This is a genomic window from Solitalea longa (assembly GCF_002920915.1).
Taxonomy (GTDB): domain Bacteria; phylum Bacteroidota; class Bacteroidia; order Sphingobacteriales; family Sphingobacteriaceae; genus Solitalea; species Solitalea longa.
Genome location: NZ_PQVF01000012.1, coordinates 55,325 through 81,727, shown reverse-complemented (window position 1 = coordinate 81,727; position 26,403 = coordinate 55,325). Strand labels below are relative to the sequence as shown.

24 protein-coding genes are annotated in these 26,403 nt (G+C 38.9%); 16 read left to right on the top strand and 8 right to left on the bottom strand.

The window, feature by feature from the left end; all coding sequences use genetic code 11:
• Positions 1-65 precede the first annotated feature (65 nt).
• From C3K47_RS19600 to C3K47_RS16030, 9 genes are all read left to right on the top strand, one after another.
• On the top strand, positions 66-227 hold the full coding sequence (locus tag C3K47_RS19600; protein ID WP_165784718.1) for a hypothetical protein: 162 nt from the start codon (positions 66-68) through the stop codon (positions 225-227).
• A gap of 351 nt (positions 228-578) precedes the next feature.
• The gene (gene mazG, locus C3K47_RS16065) at positions 579-1,376 is read left to right on the top strand and encodes a nucleoside triphosphate pyrophosphohydrolase (RefSeq protein ID WP_103790183.1); all 798 of its coding nucleotides are present in this window, start codon (positions 579-581) and stop codon (positions 1,374-1,376) included.
• Between the two features lie 102 nt (positions 1,377-1,478).
• A complete protein-coding gene (locus C3K47_RS16060) occupies positions 1,479-2,318 on the top strand; it encodes an OmpA family protein (RefSeq protein ID WP_103790182.1) in 840 nt (279 codons plus the stop codon).
• 77 nt (positions 2,319-2,395) lie between these two features.
• On the top strand, positions 2,396-2,983 hold the full coding sequence (locus tag C3K47_RS16055; protein WP_103790181.1) for a DUF4202 domain-containing protein: 588 nt from the start codon (positions 2,396-2,398) through the stop codon (positions 2,981-2,983).
• Between the two features lie 194 nt (positions 2,984-3,177).
• Complete coding sequence (locus C3K47_RS16050) at positions 3,178-4,173, top strand: sensor histidine kinase (RefSeq protein ID WP_133159402.1); 996 nt, start codon at positions 3,178-3,180, stop codon at positions 4,171-4,173.
• Entirely contained in the window at positions 4,170-4,862 is a 693-nt protein-coding gene (locus C3K47_RS16045; RefSeq protein WP_103790179.1) for a LytR/AlgR family response regulator transcription factor, read from the top strand. The genes C3K47_RS16050 and C3K47_RS16045 overlap by 4 nt, the downstream gene beginning before the upstream one ends.
• Before the next feature lie 103 nt (positions 4,863-4,965).
• Complete coding sequence (locus C3K47_RS16040) at positions 4,966-5,685, top strand: dioxygenase family protein (RefSeq protein WP_103790178.1); 720 nt, start codon at positions 4,966-4,968, stop codon at positions 5,683-5,685.
• A 103-nt stretch (positions 5,686-5,788) separates the two neighbouring features.
• The gene (locus C3K47_RS16035; protein ID WP_103790177.1) at positions 5,789-6,301 is read left to right on the top strand and encodes a hypothetical protein; all 513 of its coding nucleotides are present in this window, start codon (positions 5,789-5,791) and stop codon (positions 6,299-6,301) included.
• Positions 6,302-6,438: 137 nt separating this feature from the next.
• Positions 6,439-8,508 (top strand): S9 family peptidase, encoded by a 2,070-nt coding sequence (locus C3K47_RS16030; protein WP_103790176.1) that lies wholly within the window; start codon positions 6,439-6,441, stop codon positions 8,506-8,508.
• A gap of 39 nt (positions 8,509-8,547) precedes the next feature.
• Here the strand turns inward: C3K47_RS16030 and C3K47_RS16025 are convergent, their stop codons facing one another.
• Complete coding sequence (locus C3K47_RS16025; RefSeq protein ID WP_103790175.1) at positions 8,548-9,696, bottom strand: hypothetical protein; 1,149 nt, start codon at positions 9,694-9,696, stop codon at positions 8,548-8,550.
• Between the two features lie 90 nt (positions 9,697-9,786).
• A complete protein-coding gene (locus tag C3K47_RS16020) occupies positions 9,787-11,004 on the bottom strand; it encodes an ABC transporter permease (protein ID WP_103790174.1) in 1,218 nt (405 codons plus the stop codon).
• Positions 11,005-11,116: 112 nt separating this feature from the next.
• Here C3K47_RS16020 and C3K47_RS16015 point away from each other — a divergent pair, with 112 nt between their 5' ends.
• From C3K47_RS16015 to fmt, 3 genes are all read left to right on the top strand, one after another.
• Complete coding sequence (locus tag C3K47_RS16015; protein WP_103790173.1) at positions 11,117-12,319, top strand: exo-beta-N-acetylmuramidase NamZ family protein; 1,203 nt, start codon at positions 11,117-11,119, stop codon at positions 12,317-12,319.
• Complete coding sequence (gene gloA2 / locus C3K47_RS16010) at positions 12,319-12,708, top strand: SMU1112c/YaeR family gloxylase I-like metalloprotein (RefSeq protein ID WP_103790172.1); 390 nt, start codon at positions 12,319-12,321, stop codon at positions 12,706-12,708. The genes C3K47_RS16015 and gloA2 overlap by 1 nt, the downstream gene beginning before the upstream one ends.
• Before the next feature lie 137 nt (positions 12,709-12,845).
• Positions 12,846-13,778, top strand: coding sequence for a methionyl-tRNA formyltransferase (fmt, locus tag C3K47_RS16005; protein WP_103790171.1), 933 nt, complete (start codon positions 12,846-12,848; stop codon positions 13,776-13,778).
• 147 nt (positions 13,779-13,925) lie between these two features.
• On the opposite strand, the gene C3K47_RS16000 is transcribed toward fmt, so the two are convergent.
• Entirely contained in the window at positions 13,926-15,500 is a 1,575-nt protein-coding gene (locus C3K47_RS16000) for a glycosyltransferase family 39 protein (protein WP_103790170.1), read from the bottom strand.
• Positions 15,501-15,585: 85 nt separating this feature from the next.
• Between C3K47_RS16000 and C3K47_RS15995 the strand changes: the two genes are divergently transcribed.
• Positions 15,586-16,140 (top strand): hypothetical protein, encoded by a 555-nt coding sequence (locus C3K47_RS15995; RefSeq protein WP_133159401.1) that lies wholly within the window; start codon positions 15,586-15,588, stop codon positions 16,138-16,140.
• Between the two features lie 6 nt (positions 16,141-16,146).
• Here C3K47_RS15995 and C3K47_RS15990 read toward each other — a convergent pair whose 3' ends face one another.
• From C3K47_RS15990 to C3K47_RS15980, 3 genes are all read right to left on the bottom strand, one after another.
• Positions 16,147-16,983 carry an aminotransferase class IV gene (locus C3K47_RS15990; RefSeq protein ID WP_103790168.1) on the bottom strand — a complete coding sequence of 279 codons (837 nt, stop codon included), beginning with the start codon at positions 16,981-16,983 and terminating at the stop codon, positions 16,147-16,149.
• A 149-nt stretch (positions 16,984-17,132) separates the two neighbouring features.
• Positions 17,133-18,185, bottom strand: coding sequence for an RluA family pseudouridine synthase (locus C3K47_RS15985; protein ID WP_103790167.1), 1,053 nt, complete (start codon positions 18,183-18,185; stop codon positions 17,133-17,135).
• A gap of 81 nt (positions 18,186-18,266) precedes the next feature.
• Positions 18,267-18,875, bottom strand: a complete 609-nt coding sequence (locus C3K47_RS15980; RefSeq protein WP_103790166.1) for a hypothetical protein — start codon at positions 18,873-18,875, stop codon at positions 18,267-18,269.
• A gap of 187 nt (positions 18,876-19,062) precedes the next feature.
• Between C3K47_RS15980 and C3K47_RS15975 the strand changes: the two genes are divergently transcribed.
• The 3 genes from C3K47_RS15975 (at position 19,063) to lat (ending at position 22,761) form a co-directional block, all read left to right on the top strand.
• On the top strand, positions 19,063-20,145 hold the full coding sequence (locus C3K47_RS15975) for a DUF6588 family protein (RefSeq protein ID WP_103790165.1): 1,083 nt from the start codon (positions 19,063-19,065) through the stop codon (positions 20,143-20,145).
• A gap of 151 nt (positions 20,146-20,296) precedes the next feature.
• A complete protein-coding gene (locus C3K47_RS15970; protein WP_103790164.1) occupies positions 20,297-21,193 on the top strand; it encodes a 1-aminocyclopropane-1-carboxylate deaminase/D-cysteine desulfhydrase in 897 nt (298 codons plus the stop codon).
• A 236-nt stretch (positions 21,194-21,429) separates the two neighbouring features.
• The gene (gene lat, locus C3K47_RS15965) at positions 21,430-22,761 is read left to right on the top strand and encodes an L-lysine 6-transaminase (protein WP_103790163.1); all 1,332 of its coding nucleotides are present in this window, start codon (positions 21,430-21,432) and stop codon (positions 22,759-22,761) included.
• Positions 22,762-22,841: 80 nt separating this feature from the next.
• Here lat and C3K47_RS15960 read toward each other — a convergent pair whose 3' ends face one another.
• Together C3K47_RS15960 and C3K47_RS15955 are read right to left on the bottom strand one after the other, a co-directional pair.
• On the bottom strand, positions 22,842-23,999 hold the full coding sequence (locus tag C3K47_RS15960) for a PepSY-associated TM helix domain-containing protein (protein ID WP_103790162.1): 1,158 nt from the start codon (positions 23,997-23,999) through the stop codon (positions 22,842-22,844).
• A gap of 9 nt (positions 24,000-24,008) precedes the next feature.
• The gene (locus C3K47_RS15955) at positions 24,009-26,399 is read right to left on the bottom strand and encodes a TonB-dependent receptor (protein ID WP_103790161.1); all 2,391 of its coding nucleotides are present in this window, start codon (positions 26,397-26,399) and stop codon (positions 24,009-24,011) included.
• Positions 26,400-26,403 lie beyond the last annotated feature (4 nt).

Below are 26,403 nucleotides of genomic sequence, written 5' to 3'. Positions count from 1 at the left end.
TATTATTTTGAAAAAATTTCAAACTATTTATATTTGTATTATTAAATCAAATCGCAAAAACTCACATGGAAAAGCCACAATTTGAAATTGAAAACAGCCGTTTTTTTCATCAATTGTTACTTCAATTACCGATGTTCTATTTTCAGGGTCAATATTTTTGCTTTGATGATGTTAGAGATATTCCTCGTGAAAACGGCAGTTATCATTTAGTTGATCCGGAAGAATAGATTGAAGTTAGATTTTAGACTTACGATTGTAGAAGTATAAAAAAACTCACTACAGAACTACTATTTCTAAAATCCAAAATCTTCATTCTAAAATTGTACTTCTTACTTTGTACTTTATTTAACCACAGAGTTACACGGAGTGTCACAGTTATTCTCCCAGCCTTCTTCTAAAATCTAAAATCACCCATTCTAAACTTGTATTTTGTACTTCTTACTTTGTACTTTAATTAACCACAGAGTAACACGGAGTTTCACAGTTTTCTACCTTCTTTCTTCTAAAATCCAAAATCCCAATTCTAAAATTCTTCTTCTAACTTCTACCTTTGTCCTTCTAACTTTTAACTTTATTCCATGCTCGACGATCGTAAAATCACCACCTATAACCCTCAGGAAGCTTTTCAGCGATTATTAACCATTATGGATGACCTTCGCGCAGGTTGCCCATGGGATATGAAACAAACGCATGAAAGTTTGCGTCATTTAACCATCGAAGAGGTTTATGAATTGGCCGACGCCATTTTAGATAAGGATATGGAAGAGGTTAAGAAAGAGCTGGGCGATATCATGCTTCACCTGGTTTTTTATGCAAAGATCGCTTCTGAAACCAATGACTTTACTATTACCGACGTTTTAAATGGCATTTGCGACAAGATCATTTCTCGTCACCCCCATATTTATGGCGATGTTACCGTAAAGGACGAGGAGGAAGTAAAACGCAACTGGGAGCAATTGAAATTAAAAGAAGGCAACAAATCGGTTTTAGAAGGAGTGCCTGTTTCATTGCCGGCTTTGGTAAAAGCATCGCGCATTCAGGAAAAGGCACGCGGAGTTGGTTTCGACTGGGAAGAAAAACACCAGGTTTGGGAAAAGGTAGAAGAAGAAATGGCAGAGTTCAGGGCAGAGTTCAACGAAGATAAACCTATTGATAAAGAAAAAGCAGAAGCTGAATTTGGAGACCTACTGTTTTCATTAATTAACTATGCACGTTTTTTAGATATCAATGCCGAAGACGCCTTGGAAAAAACCAATAAGAAATTCATCAAACGCTTCCAGTACCTCGAAAGTAAGGCAAAGGAAAATGGGCAAAATCTGAAAGACATGACCCTAGCCGAAATGGATGTTTATTGGAATGAAGCGAAGAAGTTGTAAAGCTATATTCATTATATCAAAATGATATAAGTAGTTAATATGCAAAGTATTAACACTTAATCAATCATTTTTATATATTTAGTAGATATACAAAACACTACAATGAAACGGATTATCTTCTCCCTACTCTTCATTCTCTTTGGTGTGACCGCCGCATTTGCGCAGCAAGATGCTGAAGGCTGTAAAGACAGCCCTTTGTTTCCAAAAAGAATGCCTAATTATTTCATTTCGGAATGTAAATCAAACTTTGATGCCGCAGAATTTTACATTAAACCTGATTTTAGCGATCCGGAAGTTAAAGAAGGAACGATGACATTGATCCGTTACGACTTCAATCCAGAATCCAATCAACAAAAACCCAGCGCCTTACAGATCTTAAAAAATTACGAGAATGCTTCAAAAAGCATTGGAGGTGTTACCGTGCTGCAAAACGGCATTCAAGGCATCGCTACATACAAGATCGTTAAGAACGGACAAGTAACAGCCTGGATCAAGGTAGAAGGCGGGGGGAATGACAATACCGATTTTTATATCCTGACCATTGTACAACTTGAGCAAATGAAACAGGAGGTTACTGCAGACGATATTCTCACAGCATTGAACAATGATGGGCATATTGCTTTGTATATAAATTTTGAAACCGGAAAATCGACCATCAAACCCGAGTCTCAAAAAATAATTGATGAGATCGCTGCCATGCTGAGCAATAACCCTGCGTTAAAAGTAAGCATTGAAGGCCACACAGATAATGTTGGTAATGCAGCCTCCAACCAAACCTTATCAGAAAACAGGGCCACATCTGTATTAAATGCGCTGACCGCCAAAAACATCGACAAAACCCGATTAACCGCTAAAGGTTGGGGCCAAACAAAACCAATTGACGATAATACCACCGATGAAGGCAAAGCCAAAAACCGAAGAGTGGAAATTGTGAAGCTTTAGTTAGTCTAATGGAATGATAAGCGTATTTAGTAAGCGATTTTTTTGCAAATTGCAGAAATACTGATTCTATCATAACCATGTCCTTATCTGAAAAACTCATCCAGGCTTTTGCTGCTTTTGACGCTTACAACGCAAACGATCCGAATAAAGAAACTTTTGAAGGAAAAGAATACCCCAAAGAAGTTCTTTATGCCGTTAGAATGACGGAGCAATTGAATAAATATGAACCTAATGCTCCCGATTATGTTCAACTAGCAGCCCGCAGTCAGCATATTGGCCGTTGGGAAAGCCCAAGGAGTAGTTTTCCGATGGACCGTAAGGGTTATCTGATGTGGCGCACTCAGCTGTATTCGCATCATGCAAGCATTGCAGAAAAGATCTTAACTGAATGCGGATTTGATATTCAAACAATTGAAAAGGTAAAATTCCTGCTTCAGAAAAAACAGCTTGCCCAAAACCCGGATACACAGCTTCTTGAAGATGTCATCTGCTTGGTTTTTGTGCATTATTACCTTGATCATTTTGCCGCAGAACATGAGGACGAAAAAATTGTGGATATTTTGCAGAAAACTATCCGTAAAATGACACCTAAAGCAGTACAAGCCACTTTACAAATTCCTATGACTACTAAAGTCAGAGAGCTGATCATGAAAGCAGCCAATTAATTGGGAACAAAGTTTCGACCGACAAAATTGGGTTGATCACCTCTTTTATTTCCACAGCTCGTAAAACCTCGGATATTTACGGATTAAAACTATTATCGTTGAAAAGTAGATCGGGGCAAATTTTAATACACCTAATTTGCTGCATTATTTTTATTGTTTCCCTATTGATTCTTTCTCCGGAAAGGAAAGAGCCTATGGCTATTTTTCAGAATCCTGAGGGACAAAAATATTTATTGGGGAAGCTGTTTGTCCTTACTTTCTTCTATCTCAATTTCCTTTACCTGATTCCCAATTACTACTTCAAAAAACAGTATATAACCTATTTTAGTAGCATCATCTTTTGTTTTCTGATCGTTGTTCTCCTACCCGACTCTTTGATACATAAACGGCCGGAGGTTGATCATAAACCACCAGCGCCAGCTGAGTTTCGGGAACCAAGGTCTGGGAAACCTGAACCTGATTTTGATTTTAAAAACGATCCCGGCCCTATGCAAGGTCCACGACCCAGTCATTTTTCGTTTCAGCTGAGCCAAAATTTATTCTTGTTCTTATCGGCTTTATTTTTATCGCTGGCCATCCGAATCAATAACCGTTTGCGACAAACGGAACAGCTACGGCTCAATGCCGAATTGTCGTATTTAAAGGCTCAAATAAACCCTCATTTTTTATTCAATACCTTAAACAGCATTTATTCCCTGGCCATCATCAAATCGGACCTCACCCCTACCGCCGTGGTCAAACTTTCTGGAATGATGCGTTATGTGATCAGTGAAGCCGATCATCAATTTGTTTCCTTGGAAAAGGAAATTAACTATATAAAAGATTTTATTGATCTGCAACGACTTCGTTTCGATGATTCGGTGACAATAACTTTCAACGTAACAGGTGATATTACAGGCTGGCAAATTGCTCCGTTAATTCTGATCGCGTTTATTGAAAATGCTTTTAAACATGGAATAAACGCTGAAGAAAGTTCGTTGATTAAAATTGATATTTCGATTGAAAATGATCAGCTACAGTTTTTGGTCTTCAACAATAAAGTCACTGTTGACAGAGCCGAAGAATCGGGTGGATTAGGAATTGAGAACACTAAAAATCGCTTACATTTATTGTATCCGGCAAAGCATAATTTGGTAATCACTGATACGCCAAACAGTTTTTCCGTTTCATTAACATTGAATCTTGTATGATCAGCGCCATTGCCATTGATGATGAATTGCCGGCTTTAAAAGTGATTGAATTCTTTTGCGATAAGGTAGATTTTATTGACTTGCAGAAAACTTTCAATAAACCCACAGAAGCTTTAAAATACATCAAAAAGTTCCCTGTAGACCTGGTGTTCCTCGATATAAATATGCCATCATTAAACGGCATCGATTTTTATAAATCGGTGCAGCAAAACACAATGGCCATTTTTACAACCGCCTATAGTGAATATGCCGTTGAAGGCTTTAATTTAAGCGCAGTTGATTACCTGTTGAAACCCTTTACTTTTGAGCGATTTGAACTGGCTGTAAATAAGGCCCATGATTTTTACAACTATCAGCACCAACGGTCGGCCAATGCCAACCAGTTTCTGTTTATCAGAGCCGATTATAGCCTGATAAAAATAGCCATCAATGATATTCTTTATATTGAAGGATTAGACGATTACCTCAAAATTCACCAAGTATCCGGTAAGCCATTGGTTGCCCGCATGACCTTTAAGAGCCTATTAGAAAAATTACCGGCCACAGGTTTCGCGCGTGTTCATCGTTCTTTTGTGGTTTCAAAAGATAAAATAGAAAGCATCAGGAATAAAACCATCCATATTAAGGATGCTGAAATTCCTGTTGGTAGTAGCTATGAAGAAAATCTGAGCAAATTACTGAACCAATAGTCTTCTATTTTCGCTCTACCTCAACAAACTTTACATTCACCTCATTTTTTTCAGGCCCTTCGATTTTAAGATCATATTTGATCATCAGAAAATCGTTACTCTCATGGAAAGAAAAGACTTCTTGAAGAACAGCATTAGCGGTATTATCGGCATTTCGGCAATTGCGCCCATTTTAGGAGCATGCAAAAATGGAAATTCATCAGATTTAGATTCAGAAAGTTCTCCTAACGGAAATTGCTCCGTTACCGACACGGAAACGGACGGCCCCTACCCACTTTATAAAAGCAGAGGTTCAGCCATTCAGCGATTAGATATTACCGATGGCAAGCAAGGAGTTCCGTTAAACATGACCATTACGGTTAGAAACGTGAAAACAAACTGCGAGGTGGTAAACAATGCCCGCGTAGATATTTGGCATTGCGATAAAGATGGTTACTACTCAGGATATACCAACACCAGTTATTTAGGCACACAGGATAATAGCAATGCGGTTTTCTGCCGGGGCTTGCAATATACCGACGAGGCCGGACAAGCAAAGTTTTTAACTGTTTATCCAGGTTGGTATCAAGGAAGACCCACCCATATTCACGTGCAGATCTATGTAAACAATTCGTTGAAATTAACCAGTCAGATTGCCTTTCCGGAAGATATCAACACAGTGGTATATAAATCTGAACTGTACTCGGCCCATGGGCAAAACACGACAAAAAATGCCAATGACGGCATTATCGGTGACTCACTAGATAATGAGCTAGCCAAAGTTGTAGCCAATGCCGAAACAGGAGGTTATGACCTTGAGCATACCATTTATATTTCGGCATAAGAGATTTGCTTTCCAATAATAAATTACATGTAGATGGCGTTACGCCGGGTTCGGTTCTCCAAAATATTTCGTTCCTGGCTAACGCTTTTTTAACTCTCAAACGATGAGCAAAGCCTTCATCAAACTGGCTTATAAACAAGTTATCCATTCCGGCTCGGTAACACCTTTTGAACAAGCTGTTTTTAATGATACCTACGCTGAACTTTTAATGCAGGTTCAGGTTTATAATCCGCAGAAATTATTTAACAATTGGGCCGAACTAACCACCGCTGTGCCTAAAGCAGCTCAAAATGTTCCTTATAAAACGGCCTTTTCAATAGGGTTATATGTCAAAGAATTGACTAATGTTATCCCGGGGCTTACAGATAATCTGGACCAAGCCAATATTCCTTTCGCAAACTATAAATTCGAAATTATTGACTCTCATTTTGAGAACAGGCAAAAACACAAAGTATCGATCACTTACCTGACAGCTACTTTTACTTTATTAACCTCATTTGGAGAATATTTAGTATTGTCAACAAACACAGCTTCAACAGCAGGTACATCAACTGATACAATTGTAATCAAAATGCAGCCCGGCCTATCGGTTGTGAGTTATGAACCTGCTATTTAGCATTCTCAACTACTCATTTTAGCTTTCCTCATTTCCAAGTGACTTAAATCTCCATTTTCTTAAACATTAAATATGTTACAAGAAGTAGTTTAAAGGAAAAGATCTCTTAGCTATTTTGCGGTCCTATTTTATTGTTTATGAAGAAAAGATTACTAGTTATCGCATTACTGGTTTCGGCGAGTTTTGGCTATGCTCAAACTAAAAAAGCAATAACCCACGAAGACCTATGGCTGATGAAACGGGTGGGAATGCCCGAAGTTAGCCCCGATGGGAAATGGGTGGTGTTTAATGTTACCGATGCCGCTTATGATGAAAAAGACCAATCATCCGATTTATGGATCGTTCCTTCTGATGGTGGCTTAAAACCACGAAAACTCACCTCCAGCAAAGGAGGCGAATCAGGCTATGTTTGGAGCCCCGACGGAAGCAAGATTGCTTTCACAGCCAAACGTGATGCCGACGAGCTTGCGCAAATCTATATCATCAATTTAAAAGAAGGCGGAGAAGCACTTCGTTTTACAAATTTATCATCCGGCGCATCAGCACCAAAATGGAGCCCTGATGGCAAACAATTGCTGTTTACCAGTAAAGTTTATGCCGAATCCTTAACCGATTCAGCAAACAAGAAAATTGCAGAAGACAAGAAAAAGTTAAAATATAAAGCTCGTGTATATACGTCGTTCCCCGTAAGAAACTGGGACCAATGGGTGGATGAAAAACAAACCCATTTATTTATCCAATCAACAGATCCGGATGCAAAAGCGAAAGATTTGTTAGCCGGTACGCAGTTCATTAAAAACGTTGGATTCAATTTCGGTGGTTCAGCAGAATGGACTCCTGATGGCAACTCAATTGTTTTCGCTGCTACAACTAATCGAAACGGCGCTGCTTATGAAGATGTTTATTCGAACTTTTATAAGGTTAATCTTTCTGGCGGTGAACCTAATCAATTGACCACATCAAAAGATGATGTTGACAATCCAAAGTTCAGTCCTGATGGAAAATACCTGTATTGCATTTATACCAATTCCATTACTACCAGTGGCAAGGTTTACAATTTACCGCGAATTGCGCGCTACGATTGGCCTACGATGCAAGGCTTTAAATTAATCACTTCAGAACTGGACCGTCCGGTTAGTTCGTTCGATATTTCTGCCGATGGCAAAACCGTTTACCTGAATGCCGAAGACCAGGGGCAACAGAAATTATTCACGGTTTCATCTAACGGCGGAAAAGCAAACTTATTAATTGATAATGCAAGAGGTTGTTATAACGGTTTAAGCATTTCATCACAAGGAAAAGAAACCGTGGTGGTAGCTTCATATGAAAATGCATCCATGCCTGCAGAAATTATTAAAGTGCCTTTAAAAGGAACTCAACATCAGCAACTAAGCTTTTTCAATACAGCTAAAGCAGCTTCCTTGGATATGCCTGAAATTAAAAGCTTATGGATCACCAGCAGTCGTGGTAAAAAGATCCATAGCCTGATGGTGTTACCAGCCGGATTTGATGCCAGTAAGAAATATCCTTTGTTTGTAGTTATACATGGTGGCCCCGCAAGCGCATGGATGGATAACTTTGGTTACCGTTGGAACTATCATTTGCTTGCACAACCCGGGTATGTGCTTTTGCTGACTAATTACACCGGCTCCACCGGTTTTGGCGAAAAGTTTGGACAAGAGATTGACGGCGATCCGTTTAAAGGCCCGGGCGAAGAGGTCAACGAAGCGGCGGCTTTTGCTGTTAGAAATTATCCTTTTATTGACGGAAGCAGGCAGGCTGCAGGCGGAGCCAGTTATGGCGGCCATTTGGCTAATTGGCTGGAGGCAACTACTTCGCATTACAAATGCTTGATCAGCCATGCAGGATTGGTGAATTCTGAATCGCAATGGGGAACTAGTGATGCCATTTACCATCGTGAAATTGGAGCCGGTGGCCCTCCATGGTCGCAAAATGAAACCTGGAAAAGCCAAAACCCAATTCGTTATGCCTCAAACTTTAAAACACCTATTCTGGTTACTGTAGGAGAGCAAGATTTCCGCGTTCCCTTGAATAATTCTTTAGAAAACTGGTCGGTATTGCAACGTATGAAAGTACCTTCGAAACTGATCGTATTTCCGGAAGAGAACCATTGGATATTAAAAGGCGAAAATAGTAAGTTCTTTTACCAGCAACTGCAAGATTGGTTGAAAACCTATTTGAATTAACCCTAATAAAATAGGCTCCGAGTATCGGAGCCTATTTTATTATTTATTTATCGCACTAACTTTTTTCTCTTTGGTAGTTTGATAATAGGCTTCTACCTGGGTTAATATTCTATTATTAGGATTGAGCTCTTTAAACTTAACCATCAAGTCATCCAGTTCTGCGGGATTTTCACCGGTTTTAAGATAATCATCGATCTTTTCAACAATGATCGTTGCCAATACATGATCCCTGAGAACCCTATTATACTGCTTTTGAGCAATACCAAAAAGTTTTGTATAGCTTGATAATTGAGGATTAGTATTTAATATCTCATCAAAATCGCCGGCCAACAAATTAACATATTCCCTGAAAAATCGTCGGTAGTTGTCCACAATCAAATAAACATCAAACTGATTTGAAGAAATAGGCTCGAACTGGCGATAAAAATGAACATTCACATCCGACCAGGGCAAACCCAGCTGATGTGTTATGAGTACATTTTGTGAAGGATATTTTAGGAGCGACAAGGCCTCCAAATATTGGTTGTTCACAGCATCCAATGCTTCGAAATATCGAACTGAAAAATCACCGTCCAGATCTAAACCACCTCTAAAAGTGTCCTGAGCAAATTTTCGTTTCCTCTCGAAATAGGCTGTAACGGTATCGGTATATTCAGCTTCAAATAAAAGAATGGCCTGGGTAAAATTCTGACTGTACTTATTGATATTCTTATTTAGCGAAGCATAATCCCGCTGACGATTTTCCAAAGGCTTTATAATGGTAAAATCTTTATCATCAAAGGGAAACTTACGTTCGCGATCGATGATAAAATTATTAACAATCGATCCGCAATCATAATACTTAAGGGTGTTGACAAGACCTTTTTGCACATCGCCTGTCATGTACAAACTATAGTAGGGAAAAAGAAAGCCTTTAATTTGATTGTTTTGCCAACCGGTTTCATTACTAATGCTAAGCAGGGTCATACGACCTTCTTTTACATTGCGTACGGTATCTAAAAATGATCCATCGTCATGTATGCAAATACTATCAACTATTCCTTCCAGCCCCAAATAACCTACTCGGTTAAGAATCAAAAAGGCACCAGGCTTAATGTTCTCAAACTTTCCGGAGATAACTACATTTTGCTGACCGAAAGCTTTAAATGAAAAAACCAGAAGAAAAACAAGAAATACAGTCCTACGCATAATCGTCCAAAGCTTAACTTCTTCTTACGACAGAACTGTAGTAAAGGTTCCACAAAATGTGCAACTTTTTGAATATCAACTACCCGAAAATTATTTAAATCGCAGCGCTTTAACAGGGGTAATACGGGTAACCAGCAATGAAGGGATCAATAGCATAAGCACACAAACTACCAGCGTCCCCACATTCAGTAAAAGAACGGTTATCCAGTTTATTTCAACCGGCACAAATTTCATGTAGTACGATTGCTGATCGAGCGAAATAATGCGGAAATGTTGTTGTATTAGACAGAAACCAACGCCGATAATATTACCGATTATCATGCCTCTTACTATCAAGTAAGATGCTTTGTAAAGGAATATTTTACGAATGTTCCAGCTGGTGTAACCAAGTGCTTTCAGCAAACCGATCATATTGGTTCGTTCCAAAATAAGTATCAGCAAGGTTGAGATCATATTTATCCCGGCAACCAAAAGCATTAATGCCAAAATAACAATGGCGTTTACATCCAACAAAGCCAGCCAATCGAATATAGCGGGAAACCGTTCCTGCGCCGAATAAGCAGCCAGGTCCTCTCCGGCATTTTCAAAAATGTATTTTGATACAGTGTCGATCTTACGATAATCATTTACGGCAAGCTCATACCCTCCTACCTGGCCATTGTCCCAATTATTTAAGCGCTGCACTACTTTAATATCCCCGAGTACGTACATTTTATCAAGTTCCTCAATACCCAGGTCAAAAATTCCCACAACCTTAAATTTCCTCCGACGCAATGGCTCCTGAACAAAATACATCAATATATTGTCGCCTGTTTTTATTTTAAGTCGATCGGCTGTAAACTTCGATAACATAACCTCGTTGGTGATACTATCGTTATTCAATTTTAAAACTGAGCCATCTACCATTTTATCGGCATAAAACTTCCAGTTAAAATCGGTTCCAATACCCTTTAATACTACGCCTTCAATTTCACTGTTGGCCGAAATAATGCCTGTTTTGGTGGCAAACGACTGGACATGGGTAATTTCGGGGGTGTAACGAATGGCCTGGCGAGCATTATCATTTAATTTGATCGCATTGTTTTCGAGCGATGTACTTAAATCATACTTAACCAACTGAATGGCACCTGCAAAGCCGATGATCTTATCGCGAATTTCGGCTTTAAATCCTGTTACAATTGCAAATGAGGCAATCATTACGGCTAAACCCAATGCTATACCTGTTATAGCTACCTGCACAATTACTCTTGAAAAAGTACGTTGTGAAGATGATGAAATTCGTTTTGCGATAAACAGTTCAGTGTTCAATATTTTTATGCATTTTTAGACTGTTTACAAAGGTGTAGGAATTTTCGAAAAATAGAATGACCTGTGTAAACAATTTTAAACCAAACAAATCAATCTGTCAGAGTTACCTTTTATGAAAAGAGTTTTTTTCTTTCTTTTTTTTATCCTTTTTGCCTGCTCTATAACCAGTTATGCTCAGTTCATTATTCCTTTATCAAAGAAACAGGGAAAAATTATAACCGGAGCGGAAAGAACAACCAGTTATGTTCCCTATCTGAAGAATAAAACCATTGCACTGGTTGTAAACCAAACCTCCACAATTGGTACCACTCACCTGGTTGACAGTTTGCAACGATTGGGCACCAAAATAAAGGTTGTCTTTGCTCCTGAGCATGGCATTAGAGGCGACGCTGATGCAGGTGAAAAAGTAGACAATACCGTTGACAAAAAGACCGGATTAAGCATTGTATCGCTTTATGGCAAGCATTATAAACCCTATCCGGAAGATCTGCAAGGTGTTGACCTGGTTATTTTTGACATTCAGGATGTAGGAGCTCGTTTTTACACCTACATTTCAACCTTGCATTATGTGATGGAAGCCTGTGCTGAAAACGGTGTGGAATTGATGGTGCTTGACCGGCCAAACCCAAATGGTTTTTATGTTGATGGCCCGGTGTTGGATCCAAAATTCAAATCATTTGTGGGCATGCACCCGGTTCCGGTTGTGCATGGAATGACCGTTGGAGAATATGCCAAAATGATTAATGGGGAAAAATGGCTTAAAGAAGGTATTCAATGTAAATTAAAAGTGATTTCGATGGAAAATTGGGATCACGAAAAACCGTATAAACTGCCTGTAAAGCCTTCACCTAACCTTCCAAACAATCAGGCGATCTACCTTTACCCAAGCATTTGCTTTTTTGAAGGCACTGAAATTAGCCTTGCCCGGGGAACGATGTTTCCTTTTCAGGCATTTGGCGCGCCCGAGCTTAGTAACCAACCTTTTTCATTCACTCCAAAAAGCATACAAGGCATGAGCAAAAATCCGCCACATGAAAATAAGGTGTGTAATGGTGTTGATCTTCGCAATTTCGATTGTACGGTGTTTGCCAAAACAAAACGCTTAAACCTTAAATGGTTATTGGATATGTATCAGGCCTACCCTGATAAAAGTAATTTTTTCTTAAAAACCTTATTTTTTGATAAGTTAGCCGGAACCGACCAATTGCGCAATCAAATTATTGCCGGCAAAACCGAGACAGAAATTCGCAAAAGCTGGGAGCCTGCCTTATCAAAATACAAGCAAATGCGTAAAAAATATTTGATCTACAAATAATGCTGAAACTAAATTCTGTTCATCATATTGCCATTCTCTGTTCGGATTATGAACGCAGTAAACATTTTTATACCGCCATATTAGGTTTAAAAATTGTGAGAGAAACGTTCAGAGAAGAGCGGCAATCGTATAAACTGGACCTCGCTTTGGGTGAAAATTATGTTATTGAGATATTCTCTTTCCCCGATCCACCGCCTCGCCCCTCTTTTCCGGAGGCTTGTGGTTTGCGTCATCTGGCCTTTGAGGTGGATGATGTAAAAGCGGCAAAAGCTGAATTGGAGCAAAAAGGAATTGAAGTTCAGGAAATCAGAGTGGACACATTGACCGGAAAGCAGTTTGCTTTTTTTGCCGATCCGGATGGTTTGCCGTTGGAGTTTTACGAAAGATGATCTATTCCGAAGAAATCAGAAATAAAAACGGAGCTTAAACTTTAAGCTCCGTTTTTGATTGTAAAAACCCAACCTTTGGTGGCTGCATATAATAAGTCTGCTATGAAACTTTACCTTTGCAGTTCATTTAGCAAAGTATGAAGATCGTTTTTATGGGTACACCTGAGTTTGCGGTGGCCTCTTTAGATATTTTAGTCAGAAATAATTATGATATAGCTGCGGTTGTTACCGTGCCCGACAAACCTGCCGGCCGTGGACAACAATTATCAGAATCGGCGGTAAAAAAATACGCAATTGAAAAAGGGCTAAAAGTTTTACAACCCGAAAAACTTCGCAGTCCTGAATTTATAGATGAACTAAAAGCATTAAATGCTGATCTATTTATTGTGGTGGCATTCCGTATGTTACCAGAATTGGTTTGGAGCATGCCGTCAAAAGGAACGTTCAATTTACACGGATCATTATTGCCTCAATACCGTGGTGCCGCTCCAATAAATTGGGCGGTTATTAATGGTGAGAAAGAAACTGGCGTAACTACCTTCTTTTTACAGCATCAGATCGATACAGGCAATATCATTTTCAATGCAAAGACGCCTATCTCCGACGAGGATAATGCAGGTTCGGTTCACGACCGTTTAATGCATATTGGCGCTGAGCTGGTTTTAAAAACCGTGAAAGCCGTTGAAAACAATGAAGCGGTAGCAAAAACACAGGACGAGGTAATTGCTGAACTGGGTTTACAAATTTCGGACTTAAACCATGCCCCTAAAATATTTAAAGACGATTGTAAAATTGACTGGGATCAGCCCACAGAAAAGATATTTAACCTTATAAGAGGCTTAAGTCCATACCCTACCGCATTCTCTGAATTAAACGGATTAGGACTAAAACTTTTCAAGGTTGAAAAGCAATTGGAACATCATGATAAAACTCCGGGTGCAGTGATTTCGGATGGAAAAAAACACCTTAAGTTTACCACAACAGATGGTTATATCAATGTTTTAGAGCTCCAGTTGCAGGGTAAAAAAAGAATGAACGTTGAGGAATTTTTGAGAGGCTATAAAATTTAATGATTGAAGGAGGGAATGAAAGAATGATTGAATGAGCCAGTCATCTCACACTTCCCAATCTACTTTTACAGGAATGAGAACCACAGAGGACAGGGAGTTTCACGGAGCTGAAGGCAGATTGTGAAACTCTGAACACGGTGGTTAAATTTAATTTTCAGCAAAGAATGCCTTTTCTTCCTTAACAGCACCTTTAATCAGCTCATCAATATTATCCACCGGTTTTTGTAACAGATACACTCCTGTTCCTCTTTCGCGAGAGTGGATATTGGTCATTGCCCCGGTTTGTTTAACCGAGTGAAATAGTTTGAAAGCTCCCGCCTGGTTATTTTGTACCCAATCAACATAAATCATGGTTTTAAATTTAAGTTCAGCGGGTGTCCAAAGTATAAAACTTGCATTTAAGCTTTGCGGTTCAGGTAAATTCAATTTTAACTGTTGATTGTAATAGTGCACCGCACCGGCAAATCCATAATTGTCACAAAATATTATCGTTTCCTTTTGCTCATCTGGCGAAAGTGAATGATAGGTTTGAGCCACTTTAACGGCGATCTCTTTCCATCCAAACATATCAGCATAATCCTGAGGCAGATCATGAATTTTTCCATCTTCCCAACGCCAAGGACCATCAATACCTTTGGCAACCATTTTCTTTCCGAAATCAATCATTTTGTTGGTAGGCAAATAAGGAACACAAATTGGGAGAATTAAATAAAGCAGCAAAGCCGGAACAACGACAAACGCTGGCCTGAACCAATAAGCCACCCTTCCATCTAACCAACGTTCGAGCTGCACGGCACCGGCAGCCAATAACACCGGATAAACGCCTAATGTATAATAGCTTTTACCACTCGAAACCATCAGAATTAAAACTACAAAAAAGGCCGTTAGGCCAATTACTCGGTATTTAGCCAGTGCTTTAGAGAACAATAAGCTAACTAAACCAATGATCCAGACAGGTAGTACTGTAAGGTTCATTATCAGCTGATCTTTTAAAAAATCTCCCCAGTTAACATTAACCAGCTGTGTGTCGCGTAACTCTTTCATATGATGCACCACCGGAAAATGATAGCTGTACTGCCAAATTAGGTTCGGAAGAAAGATGATAACAGCAATTGCTACCGCCCACCAAAACCACTTATTAACAAACACTTTACGCTCTGTTGTTATGGCAAGGCTCAATAAAAGGGAAACAATGAAGAACGCTGATGAGTATTTTGTCATCATTCCCAAACCAAAAGCAATCCCCAAAAAAATTAAAACTTTAGTGGACCGCTCATTTAAATAACGGACCATTAAATAAGAGTAAAGCGTCCAGAAGAAAAGCTCAGCAATTACCGGCTGAAACAAAATACTTGTCCGCACAAATGCCGATGAAAACAATATGGCACAGCAACCCAAAATTTCTGCATATTTCCTGCCACCCATTTCGCGAGCTATTAAACCGCCAAAGGCCACCATACTGGCCCCAAATAATGCCGGAAACAATCTTATAGCTGTAACAGATCCGCCAAATACGCTCTTTGTAATAAATGCTAAAAAAGGGACCAATGGAGGAACTTCCAGATACCCCCAGGCGAGATGATCACCTTCAGCGATGTACAGGTATTCATCCCGATGAAGCTCATAATTAGAAGAAGTAAAAAAAAGCTGTACAAATTTCACCAGGAAGAAGAAGATGATAATGGCGTTTTGACGAACCCACAATTGTTTGTTCTCAGTCATTGCTTAAGGTTGATAGTTTCCGAAAGATATTACTTTTCTTTTAGTTAGAACCAATAAATGGGTAACTTAAAGAAACATTGGCATCATGAAAAAATACCTTTTACTACTCTCTCTTATAGGTTTTTTTACAACATTTTTTCTTATGCATCAATTATCCCAAAATTTCAAACTGCATGACCGGTGCTCTGTAAACTCTCCCTTTAATATTTTTTCAATAATGCAGGTTGAAACCGCTGAAAGTCCATCCGATTTCATCAAATTAAAAGATTGCATGACACCACTGGCCCTAGATAGTGTAGTTAAGAGCCTGCGAATTGATTATTTTTTTATGCCGTTTTGTTATGGATATATTATGCTTGTGTGCTATGCCGCCTCGGTAAAAGCCGGATTATTTTTGAGAAGCGTTTTTTTACTGCTTATCGTATTTCCGGCAGCGGCATGGATAATTGATGTAATTGAAAATATTTACCTTGAAAAATGGATCACCGGTTTTCCTATCAACGAAAAAGCATATGAAGTGGTTCATTACTTAATACTTGCAAAGTTTGCGTTAGCGCTTACTGCCTTAATAATCAGTATCACCTATCTTGCCTTCAATAGCTTAAGTAAAAAAAAACGAAAAGTAATGTGGCAGGACTAAAAAGTTCTAAAACCGGTTTAGCATATCGGTAAGCATTTTAGAGTAGCTGTTAAAAAAGCGTTTTTCCTGGTAGCCAACCACCCAACGAATACCTTGTGTTGCATTGGTTAAGAATATTTCATCTGCATCCCGTAAAGCCTGGGGCTTAATTTTCACCTCATGCATTTTTAAACCGGTTTGAAGTGCCATTTCAAGCATTACCCTGCGCATTACACCGGCAACACAGCCTTCTGTTAAAGCCGGAGTGTAAAACTCCCCATTCTTTACCAAAAACAAATTAGAGCTTATCCCTTCAACCAGATAGCCCTCATCGTTTAACAAAATCACATCATCAACACCGGTTTGTTGCTTTTGAATAGCAGCCAAAACATAAGGCAGGCAGTTACTGGTTTTTATTCCCGAAAGTTGATTGTAATTTTTGCGTACACCATTGAATAAATCAATGATCACCCCTTTTTTATTGGTTTCATAAGCCGATTCATCCATCTTTTGCATTTCAATTACAAATGAACCTTTATTAGTTTCGGGTGTGTAAAGACCTTCACCTTCTCTGAAAATGGCTATACGAATACGTGCGTTATCAAATATCTTGTTGCTTTTGGCCAGCTGATGCACCTGTTCGTTTAAAAAATCTGCGGTAAATGTTTTATAATTCGAGAACATTAAAAGCTTCATCCCCTGCTGCAAACGTTCTGCATGAAAAGGTAAGAACTTAAGTTCTCCTTTGATCATCCTAACACTTTCAAAAAGGCCATCGCCATACCTGAAAGCTCTGTTACTAGTGGTAAATAGTGGTTGCTGAGCGGGTAAAATATCCCCATTAAAATTTATGAATTGAGCCATTGAATTGTAGATTTTTGAGTGACGATTTCGGATTTACCGAGTCGCATCTTTCATCTTATTTATATTATAAAAACAGACCATAGTCCATGGTTAATAGCAACTACACATTTTCTCTATAGACTATGGACTACTGACCATGGACTATAAAACTATTCTTCTCGTTGTGCTGAGTATTTCTTCCATTTATCTAAAGCGGCTTTAAAGTCATCGGGCAGCTCCGTTTCAAAATGAATGTATTCTTTAGTGGTAGGATGAATAAAACCCAAGGTTTTGGCATGTAAAGCCTGACGTGGCAGCAGCTCAAAACAATTCTCTACAAACTGCTTGTATTTACCAAACACGGTTCCTTTTAATATTTTATCGCCACCATAGGTTTCATCGTTAAATAAGGGATGACCGATGCTTTTCATATGAGCACGTATCTGGTGTGTTCTTCCTGTTTCGAGTTCACATTCGATCAATGTTACATAATTCAATCGTTCCAAAACCCGGTAATGAGTAACACTCCATTTCCCTTTCTCTTCTGAATCAAAAACATCTTGTACACGACGATCCTTAACACTGCGACCAATATAACCGGTAACCGTACCATCTTCTGCCAAATCTCCCCAAACAAGGGCTAAATATTTACGGGTAATGGAATGATCAAAAAACTGGCGAGCCAAATAAGTCATGGAACGTTCGTTTTTTGAGATTAATAGTAAGCCAGAAGTATCCTTATCGATACGGTGAACCAGTCCCGGACGCCCATCATTTCCTGGTAAAGTTGGCAGCTGTTGAAAATGAAATACTAAGGCATTTACCAATGTTCCATTGTAATTTCCATAACCGGGGTGAACCACCATGCCGGCAGCCTTATTCACCACCAAAAGGTCACCATCTTCGTAAACAATTTCAATTGGTAGATCTTCCGGATAAACTTCAGTATCTCGTGGTGGGTGAGGCATCACGATGGAGATCACATCCAGTGGTTTAACCTTATAACTGGCTTTGATCACTTTATCATTCACCAGTACATTTCCCACATCTATTGCATTTTGAATACGGTTTCGTGATGCATTTTCCATTCGAAACATCAAAAACTTATCAATACGCAACAGTGACTGACCTTTGTCAACCACTATCCTGAAATGCTCATAAAGATCGCCGGCACCCTCCGGCTCATTAAATTCTTCCTCGTTGTACTCTTCGTTTTCCAACATGGGGCAAAGATAAATTAAAATAGAAAAAAGAAAGCCCGTGCAGATTAAACACGGGCCCTCATTTATCATTAAAAAGAAGAACTATTTTTTAAGTCCTTCATCAATTAAAAATTCGGCTAATTCTTTTCCTGCTTTAGCATAGGCCTCTTGAATGCGAAGACCTGTATCATAATCGTAACCACCAAACACTTTTCCTGGTGCCTTATCAAGTGTAATGGTTGCAATAATGTTAGATGGATTAGCTGTTTCTACAATATCAATTATCGCATTAATAGAAGCATTTTCACGCCAAACACCCACATTAAATCCAGGTTCAATGAAAATTGTTTTAAAGACCAGTGTATATTTTGAATTTGAATTTTCTGATAAACGGATACCCTGCGCGCTAAGTCTTTTATTCATCAGCTCTTCAAACTTAGGCTCATATCTTGCCGGACGATCTGCGATCCATGATTTCTTCCATGAATCACCTCTTCCCTGCTGATCTTTGTTATATTCCGATACTTTCTTCTCAATATAAGCCTGCTCCGTAAGCTTACCAACGGTAATATTTTCATAAATGTATTTAACATTAAATTCGGTTGTTCCCTTTAATGTTTTAATGTCCCCAGATTGTAATTTAATTTTTTGAGCACTAGCAGCTAACACTGCACAGCAAATTGTGCAGATGATTAATGTAATTTTTTTCATGTTAATAAACAGAAATTTAATTTAAAGTTATAATGGTTAAAAAATTAGATCCAAAGATAACTTTTAATAATTATTATACTTATTCAAGAAAATATTTTACCCAATTGTTAATTAATTCTTCTTTAAACCAAAGCCTAAAAGTTTAGTTTTGAGGACCAATAAATAGCAAACCAAAACAAAAAGTAGTATGTATAAAACCTTTACAAAACATTTTTCCGCAATCCTAACTATCCTTTTCTTCGGTTTAAATGCCTTTGCCCAAGATGATGTGGTAAATATTATTAAGGCTAAGGATGATGCTGGGAAACTTGCGCAAGCATATCTGAATCCTTTCTTAAAAGGCTTTGGAACCGGCTTAAATAGCGGTTGGTTTCAAACTGCCAAAACTCATGGTTTAGGAAGGTTTGACATCACCATTACACCAAGTGTTAGTTTCGTTCCTTCAAGCGGTCGTTCGTTCAATCTTAATGAACTCGGCTTATCTCCCAATATTAAATTTAGTCCAGAGAACAGTACTTCGCCAACCGCAATGGGCAAAAGCAATGAAGGCCCAATGGTTTCTCTAATGGGTAAGCACCCTGTTTCAGGAAACGATGTAGTTTTATCACAATTCAATTTACCACAAGGAGCAGGTATTAGCTTTGCCCCAGCCCCAATGGCTCAGGTATCAGTAGGTTTAATAAAGGGAACCGAGGTAGCTGTACGATTTATACCAACTGTTAACATGGGTAATGCCGGTACGGTGAATTTAATAGGTTTCGGACTTAAACATGACATTAAGCAATGGATACCGGTTATTAAAATGCTTCCGTTCGACTTAAGCGTAATGGCTGGATTTACCAACTTGAAATACAAAAAAGAGTTAGAACTTAACCCTGATGCAGGAGCATTGCCAAAATCACAAAGCTTTGATGCCTCATCAGCTGACCAACGCATTGAATTTACCAGTAAAGGCTTTATGGCAAATGCGATCATCTCTAAAAAGATCTCTGTATTAACCGTATTCGGAGCTGTTGGTTATCAAAGTACAAAATCAGAAGTAGGAATGTATGGCAAATACCCGGTTACCACAGCTGTGAACGCTGCAGGAACACCAACCTACGAAATTTTGGTTAACCCAATAGGTTTTAGCAATAACGACAGTAATGGAGCCAATTTAACAGGCGGATTCCGTTTAAAGTTTGCGGTGTTTACTGTTCATGCCAGTGGAACCTTGGCTAAATACCCAACTGCCAATGCAGGTTTCGGTTTAAACCTAGACTGGAAATAAAGATAAGTTAGAATTTAAATTTTAGAGTTTAGATTTAGGAAGTACAATTGGGAGTTTACTCAATTGTACTTCTTTTTTATTCTAAAATCCCAAATCTAAATTCGCACTTCTAACTTTGGACTTCTACCTTCGTACTTCCAACTTTATATTCATGCTGCCCATTTATAGTCCGGTTGAAGAGATCCAAAATGAATTGTTTAAAAAGAAACAGCTTAAGGTATTCATTAAACGCGACGACCTCATCCATCCTTTTATTTCGGGCAATAAATGGCGTAAACTGAAATATGTAATAGCAGATGCCCATACGACTAACAAAAGGCATTTAATAAGCTTTGGCGGCCCCTACTCTAACCATTTGTTAGCATTGGCTTGTGCAGGAGCAATGTTCGGATTTAAAACCTCCGGAATTGTACGCGGTGACGAACCCCGAAAGCTTAATCATCAGCTTTTTCTCTGCAGCCAGTTTGGTATGAATTTCATTTTTGTTTCCAGGGATGCTTACCGAGATAAGGAGTTGTTATATGATCAGTATTTTGGTACTGATTCAGATGCGTATTTTATTGATGAAGGCGGAGCCGGAAACCTTGCATTGCCGGGATGTGCCGAATTATTGGACGAACTGACCGACCATTATGATCATCTTTTTTTGGCCTGTGGAACCGGAACAACACTGGCAGGAATTGCTATGGGTGCCAGCCATCGAAATTTATCTACTCAGATTGAAGGAATAGCCGTTTTAAAGGGTGCCGGATTTTTACATACCGATATTCAAAACTTAATCGGTACAGAGCATCATTACAAATTGCATCTCGATTATCATCAGGGTGGTTATGCCAAAACAAATATGGATTATCTGAACTGGCTCTTTAAGTTTAATAAAACCGGTTTACTGCTCGATCATGTTTATACCGGTAAAATGATGTACGCATTATTCGATCTGATAAAAAAAGATTATTTCAAACCCGGATCTAATATTTTAACCATACATACCGGTGGTTTAACAGGCTTACTGGGACTCAATGAACAGTCCGCCACCGAACAGTTGTAACCTTCGGCAGCAAGTCAAATTGCTTACAATCATGATTCTTTTCTCCTGATTCATGACTCTTTCTTTCCATTCTACCCACAATTTTTTGTTGGACTACAATTCATTTTGGTTCAAAAACATACTTTAAACATTTTAAACCGATTTTTATTTCGGTTCAAAAACCTTTAAAAAAACAATATTTGGGGGTTTTCTTTTTGTTTTTTAGATTTGGTTAAATACCAATCATCCAATTACTTATGTATAACTTAAAGATCGCCCCTACCGACGTTCATGAAACCTTAGGCAAGCACATCTTGGCCGATGGGTTCGATATGATTTTTGATCTGGAGAAAAGCCAGGGATGTTACATCTACGATTCGCGGTATAACCGCACCTTTCTTGATTTCTTTACCTGTTTCGCCTCTGTACCTTTAGGATACAATCATCCTAAGATGGTGAACGACGAAGAGTTTAAAAAGAATCTCCTGATGACCGCTCTCATCAATCCTTCTAACTCCGATGTTTATACACAGCAATATGCCGAATTCGTGGAAACGTTTGGAAGAGTAGGAATTCCTTCTTACCTGCCTCATGCTTTCTTCATTTCAGGTGGCACTTTAGCAGTTGAAAACGCTATAAAAACCGCCATGGACTGGAAAGTTCAGAAAAACTTTATAAAAGGACACCGTGTTGAAAAGGGTTTTAAAGTAATTCATTTTGAACAATCGTTCCACGGGCGCTCGGGCTATACCTTAAGTTTAACCAATACTTTGCCCGATAAAACCAAATGGTTTGCTCAATTTAACTGGCCGCGTATTGTTAACCCTAAATTGAGTTTCCCTTTCAGTGACGATAAACATGACCTGGTAATTGAAAAAGAAACGCTGGCGGTTAATCAAATTAAACAGGCATTTATTGATAATCCTGATGACATTTGCGCCATAATTATAGAGCCAATCCAATCCGAAGGTGGTGATAATCATTTCCGTACCGAATTTTTAGTACAGCTGAGGGAACTATGCAATGAGAACGACGCTTTATTAATTTATGATGAAGTTCAAACAGGAGTTGGTTTAACCGGAAAGTTTTGGGCCCACGAACATTTCGGAGAAGATGCGCGACCCGATGTTTTAGCTTTTGGTAAGAAAATGCAGGTTTGCGGTATTTTAGCCGGAGGCAAAGTGGATGAAATTGAAACGAATGTATTCAAGGTCCCATCGCGCATTAACTCTACCTGGGGTGGCAGTTTAGCCGACATGGTTCGTTCAACCAAGGTTTTACAAATTATTGAAGAAGATCATCTGCTCGAAAACTCAGTAGTGGTGGGTAATTATCTACATGAAAATTTATTTAACATCGCTGAGCATTCTGATAAAGTTAGCAATGTTAGGGGGCGTGGTTTGATGAACGCTTTCGATTTCCCTACTAAAGAAATGCGGGATAAGTTCATTAAAAAAGGAATGGAATATAATACAATGTTCTTAGGATGCGGCGAAAAAACAATACGCTTCCGCCCGGCCTTAATGATGGAACATAAACATATTGACGAGGGAATGGAAACCGTAAGAACCATTCTTAAGGACCTTTAACAGCAAAATACAAAATCCCGTCTTGTGTTTAACCTCGACGGGATTTTTATTGAAGATATCACTTAATTTAAACTCTTTTCCTAGAACTCAACCTCACTCGAAAAGCGTCCTTCCTTTCTGTTCACCATTGATTCTTTCTTTCTTCTGCCACGCCAAATCATGAAACCTGTAACCGGCAAGCTTGCCGCTATCAAGGAGCCACAAAATGCCATAATCTTACCGGCCAATCCCAAAATGGCCCCCACGTGCACATCGTAATTCATTCTGGCAATCTTATCAGCCACCGAAGTTTCCTGAAAACGACCATAAAGATGTTTAACAGAAACCTCTTGCAAGGTATATTGATCGAAATAACGATAATCAGCCTTCCAATAGGTATCTCTTTCGGGATTTATCGCCACCTCTATAGCCGTAGAATCACTACTTGGAAAATGCACATCCATCACTGCTGCATTTGGATGTTCTGTATTCATTTTATTCCATAATTTATCAACGGCAGGACCTTCGAATAGCGCTTGTTTTTCTTTGGTTGATAATGGCTCATAAAAATCAACCATGCTCTTACCTCCGGAGGTTGTCCAGTAAAGCCCTTTAGCAAACCATTGGAATCCCCAAACTAATCCGGTTATGGCAATAAAAATAGTAACCCAGGTCATATAAAAACCCAAAACATTATGAAGGTCATAATTAACCCTCCGCCATTTCGCATTCCATTTTATAGAGAATCGTTGCTTGCTTGCTGCTTTGCTTTTGGGCCACCACAAAATCAATCCGCTGATCATCATGATCAGGAAAACCAATGTTGCAGAAGCTACTATCGGTTGACCTATTGCCGGTGGCAACCACAGATAATAATGCCCCATAATAACGATCCTGAAAAAATCGCTATTCATATCCTTTACCTTCAACACTTCACCTGAATAAGGATTGATATAAGCGATATAATAATACTCGGGATCAGCATTATAAAACGCCACCTGAACCGCATCAGCTTTGCTTTGGTAAGTTACACTGTGAGGATGCTTTCCCGGCAATGCCTTCTCTGCAATTACTTGAATGGCAGATGGAGGCAGCATGGGTTTGTTTTCAGCTGCAACATAACGGTAAGATTGAACAGTATTTTCAATTTCACGCTGAAAAGCTAAAATACATCCAGTGACACCAAGAAATAACACTAACAGCCCGGATGTTAAACCGAGCCATAAGTGAAGTTTTCCAATCAGTTTTTTAAATGTCATTAGTGGCTGTTAAAATTTGTAAGCTACACCTAAACGAAAGTTTGTGCCTGGTTCTGACTGCCATGAATATTCGGTTTTTCCGTCATAGTTTACATCATAAGCAGAACCAGTATACAAATAAGTATTAAGCAGGTTGTTCACATTTAAATCAACCTTAAACTTGCTGTTTTGCCATGACAAGGCTCCATCTAATCTAAAATAATCTGGTAGTCCCTTAGTGTCTACAGCTCCCCAATTCCAGGTAGATCGATCAATTTGCCACTGATAACCAGCAGATGCTCCAAAGCCCTTTAATAAACCATTGTTAAAGCGGTATGATAACCAACCATTGGTTAAGTGTTTAGCATATCCGGGGATAAGTTCACCTTTCAAAGCTGGATTTGTATCTTCTGTAATTTTATTGTTAGTATAAGCGTAGTTGAATACAAGGTTTAAACCGCGAGCAAGCTCTCCTTTGATATCAAGTTCAATACCTTTTGCCTGAGTTTCTCCAAGTTGGATATAAGTTGGATTATTTGGATCGGCTGATTGCGGATCAGCTTGTCCAACACCATTTTTAGTGATTCTATAAATAGCTGCAGTGGTATTCCAACGGCCACCAAACCAGTCTTTTTTAACACCAAACTCAATATTATCTCCTGTATAAGGAGTTACTGCACCACCTTCGGTAAGTTTACCAACTTGCGGAACAAAGGCCTGATCATATAATCCATACAGTGTTGTGGTTTTGTTAATAGATCCACTTACACCAATACGAGGTGTAAATTTGCCATCATTGGTGCTATTCTCACCTCTCCAGTCTACTAAATCTTGTCTAACAAATGTATAACGACCAGCTACAGTAACTCGCACTGCATTATCAAACAAGCTCACTTCATCTTGAGCGTAAAGCCCAAGGTATTTTTGTAACTCATCATCTCCGGCACGATCTTTCAATGGTTTTGAACGATCAAATGCAGGAAGTTCAGGAACGGTTCCATAAACAGGGTTATAAATATTAAAGGTTTGAGAACCGTCTAAAGCAAATCCCTGGCTCCAGTCGGCCAAATAATGTTTCCGGCCTAAATCAACACCCCCAATAATACGGTGGATAATATTTGCCGTTTTCACATCACCATTAACAAATACCTGTCCTAGCGTATTGGTACCTTTCGCATCCCAAATACTTACACCACGAGATAAATCTCCGTTTTCCAGTAAATTGCTTGGCCACATTGAGCTACCTTCCTGGCTAAAATCAAAATAAGCCAGTTGGGTCGTGAATTTCCAGTTAGAGCTAAACTTATGATTAAGAGTTAAAAAACTACTATGGTCATTAATTGACGACGGAGCAAGATTCTTTTCTGCAGTTGTAAAGTTGCGAGGTAGGTCTCCGTAACCATTTGGTGAGAAAACATATGCGGCCCCGATCATTGCCATTTTTGAATATTGATAAGTATACTCTGCGGTAATCGAAGTGTTATCATTGAACTCATATTTTAATACCGGGGCAACGGTATAACGGTCGTTATAATCAAACTTACGAAACGACTCCTTTTGCTGGCCCATTACATTTAAACGGTACTGAAGCTTCCCTCTTTTGGTCAACTTGCCATCTAAATCAACGGTAGCTCGATAAGTGTTAAAACTTCCCAGGGTAAACGCAACTTCTCCTTTATTAACACCTGTAGGCTTTTTAGTCACTACATTATAAAAGCCACTTGGCTCACCTAATGACATCATAAACCCGGCAGGACCTTTCACAAACTCAATGTTTTCAACCATGCTCATATCTTCGGTAAGCGGGCCCCATGGCATTTGCACATTCATTCCGTTACGAAATGCTGCTATCTGTGAACCACGCATGTTAATAAGGGCATAATTATCCCAATGCTCAAGTTTAATAGCACCACTTACGTTGCGGGTAACCCCTTCAAGCATATCAAAAATTTGCTGGTCTTTAATTACTTTACTCGTAACCACCTGAACGTTCTGCGGAAGTTCTGCAAGGGGAGTTTCAACTCGTAATGAAGAAGATGGGTTATTAACCTTGTATTTATTTTTATTACCGGTAACTACTACTTCACTTAAAGCATTAGCATTTTCTTTTAATACAAAATCTTGCGTCGAAACAACACCCAACTTAATTGAAATGCTTCTTTCCTGACTTTCGGTACCTAGGGATGAAACAATAATTGTGTAATCACCTGCCTGAAGCCTTTTAATTTCAAACTGCCCCTTTTCATTGGTAGTGGATCCTTTAGTTGATCCTTTTATGGCAACACTTACAAATTCGGCAGGTTTACCATCTGATGTTTTCACTACGCCTTTTACAGCACCAAAATTTGACTGTGCAAATATTGATAAAGGACTAGCTAACGCAAATAAGATAAAGAGTAATTTAAGTATAGATGATTTCATGTTT

Coding starts and splice junctions, on each gene's coding strand:
- C3K47_RS15960 (WP_103790162.1), bottom strand. CDS start 23,999: ATGACATTTAAAAAACTGATTGGAAAACTTCACTTATGGCTCGGTTTA.
- C3K47_RS19600 (WP_165784718.1), top strand. CDS start 66: ATGGAAAAGCCACAATTTGAAATTGAAAACAGCCGTTTTTTTCATCAA.
- C3K47_RS16055 (WP_103790181.1), top strand. CDS start 2,396: ATGTCCTTATCTGAAAAACTCATCCAGGCTTTTGCTGCTTTTGACGCT.
- C3K47_RS15995 (WP_133159401.1), top strand. CDS start 15,586: ATGAAAAAATACCTTTTACTACTCTCTCTTATAGGTTTTTTTACAACA.
- C3K47_RS16050 (WP_133159402.1), top strand. CDS start 3,178: ATGGCTATTTTTCAGAATCCTGAGGGACAAAAATATTTATTGGGGAAG.
- C3K47_RS15975 (WP_103790165.1), top strand. CDS start 19,063: ATGTATAAAACCTTTACAAAACATTTTTCCGCAATCCTAACTATCCTT.
- C3K47_RS15985 (WP_103790167.1), bottom strand. CDS start 18,185: ATGTTGGAAAACGAAGAGTACAACGAGGAAGAATTTAATGAGCCGGAG.
- C3K47_RS16045 (WP_103790179.1), top strand. CDS start 4,170: ATGATCAGCGCCATTGCCATTGATGATGAATTGCCGGCTTTAAAAGTG.
- C3K47_RS16060 (WP_103790182.1), top strand. CDS start 1,479: ATGAAACGGATTATCTTCTCCCTACTCTTCATTCTCTTTGGTGTGACC.
- lat (WP_103790163.1), top strand. CDS start 21,430: ATGTATAACTTAAAGATCGCCCCTACCGACGTTCATGAAACCTTAGGC.
- C3K47_RS15970 (WP_103790164.1), top strand. CDS start 20,297: ATGCTGCCCATTTATAGTCCGGTTGAAGAGATCCAAAATGAATTGTTT.
- C3K47_RS16000 (WP_103790170.1), bottom strand. CDS start 15,500: ATGACTGAGAACAAACAATTGTGGGTTCGTCAAAACGCCATTATCATC.
- C3K47_RS15980 (WP_103790166.1), bottom strand. CDS start 18,875: ATGAAAAAAATTACATTAATCATCTGCACAATTTGCTGTGCAGTGTTA.
- C3K47_RS16015 (WP_103790173.1), top strand. CDS start 11,117: ATGAAAAGAGTTTTTTTCTTTCTTTTTTTTATCCTTTTTGCCTGCTCT.
- gloA2 (WP_103790172.1), top strand. CDS start 12,319: ATGCTGAAACTAAATTCTGTTCATCATATTGCCATTCTCTGTTCGGAT.
- C3K47_RS15990 (WP_103790168.1), bottom strand. CDS start 16,983: ATGGCTCAATTCATAAATTTTAATGGGGATATTTTACCCGCTCAGCAA.
- C3K47_RS16040 (WP_103790178.1), top strand. CDS start 4,966: ATGGAAAGAAAAGACTTCTTGAAGAACAGCATTAGCGGTATTATCGGC.
- C3K47_RS16035 (WP_103790177.1), top strand. CDS start 5,789: ATGAGCAAAGCCTTCATCAAACTGGCTTATAAACAAGTTATCCATTCC.
- C3K47_RS16025 (WP_103790175.1), bottom strand. CDS start 9,696: ATGCGTAGGACTGTATTTCTTGTTTTTCTTCTGGTTTTTTCATTTAAA.
- fmt (WP_103790171.1), top strand. CDS start 12,846: ATGAAGATCGTTTTTATGGGTACACCTGAGTTTGCGGTGGCCTCTTTA.
- mazG (WP_103790183.1), top strand. CDS start 579: ATGCTCGACGATCGTAAAATCACCACCTATAACCCTCAGGAAGCTTTT.
- C3K47_RS15955 (WP_103790161.1), bottom strand. CDS start 26,399: ATGAAATCATCTATACTTAAATTACTCTTTATCTTATTTGCGTTAGCT.
- C3K47_RS16030 (WP_103790176.1), top strand. CDS start 6,439: ATGAAGAAAAGATTACTAGTTATCGCATTACTGGTTTCGGCGAGTTTT.